At 45.2% G+C, this 1423-nt stretch carries 1 protein-coding gene; it reads right to left on the bottom strand.

The genetic code is table 11. The features are described 5' to 3' along the window. Positions 1–1087: 1087 nt before the first annotated feature. Entirely contained in the window at positions 1088–1333 is a 246-nt protein-coding gene (locus tag QW71_RS36010) for a hypothetical protein (protein ID WP_039310852.1), read from the bottom strand. Between the last annotated feature and the right edge of the window lie 90 nt (positions 1334–1423).

Raw genomic sequence — 1423 nt, 5'->3', positions numbered from 1 at the left:
CCAAATTAACGCGGTGTCGTGTGAAACAAAGACTTTTTCAACAGTCTGATAAAAGGCATCTATTTCCGATTATTCGCTCTACATATGGCGAAGACTGAATGAATAAGTGTAATTTCTCCAACTAGAATTCTGGAATCGTCTATTTCCGGAAAACTAAATGCTCTTTTTCCACCTGTTCCGTGAGGAAGGACCGTGTGAACAGATTACATAAGAGATAGCTTTAACTGGATTACCGGGCATGGATCAAACGGACTCATTTGGAATAAATTTCAACTAGATCTTGCGCTTGCATCATGTCATACGTTCTTACAAAAGACGGCGTTGAGTAGTTGAATTATGCCGGATTCATATTAGTGAACGAGGACACCTTGAAGCACGCTAATTTCACTAAGGAGTCATTCGTTATGATAGATCCATAGATGCCAACGGCTGCGCCAGGAGGTATACGATAAGCCACAATGACGGGGGCAAGATTGTTAAGGTGAGCATGTCCCCGACGCCTCCTTCGCTGTTTATGATGCCAAGGGAACATACCTCTACTTCAGTGTCATCAGAAGCAAGGATCAAGTCACACTGCCTAAGGGAGTATAGATTGTTATGCCGGGGATGCCGGCACGAAGTTTGAGGTTTCAGTGCAATAACAATCCTTTGAGGTCAGAGGGATTTATACCTCATTTGGCTCGTCTAGCCTATCGCCGGCACATTGTATTCGGTTTTTCGCATACATTTGGCTCGTCTAACCTATCGTTGGCCATTGTATTCGGTTTTTCGCATACATTTGGCTCATCTACCCTATCAATGGCACATTGTATTCGGTTTTTCGCATACATTCGGCTCTTCTACCCTATCGTTGGCATATTGTATTCGGTTTTTCGCATACATTCGGCTTGTCTCTACCAATCAATCTCTTAAGCCCCCTAATCAAGGCGTGCGAATCAGATGGAACCCAGGACCGGTCGCCGAGTATCAACCTGCCTTTCGAGTCATACAGCCCACTTCTGGGAATTCTACTACAATATCAAATCCATCCTTCAGACGGACAAGAACAAAATCACCCTAACGGGTGAATGGGCTTACTAGCCAGCGGTCATTTGTCCGCTGGCTCTTCTTTTCTTACCCAGGTTCCATTACAAGAAGGACAGAAAAACTCCGGCGATTCTCCGGCTTCCAGTCCATACGAACACTCGCCCACTATAAACTCAGGCACCGGGTCCAACTCCCCACATTCGACACAGACATAATCAATCCATACCTCGGGCTCTTCTTCTCCCCACGGTTCCCATAGGTCCCATTCCTTCATTTTATCCGGTTTGTTCTCTTCGCCTTTTCCCATGTTTCCTTATCCCCCATTTCTTTTGGTCTGCATATTCTCGCTCTTCGTCATAATAATAAATCCGGCCATATTCTGCATGCCAAATGACCA

Source organism: Paenibacillus sp. IHB B 3415 (assembly GCF_000802655.2).
Lineage (GTDB): Bacteria > Bacillota > Bacilli > Paenibacillales > Paenibacillaceae > Paenibacillus_AQ > Paenibacillus_AQ phytohabitans.
This window is presented reverse-complemented; position numbering and strand designations above follow the sequence as displayed.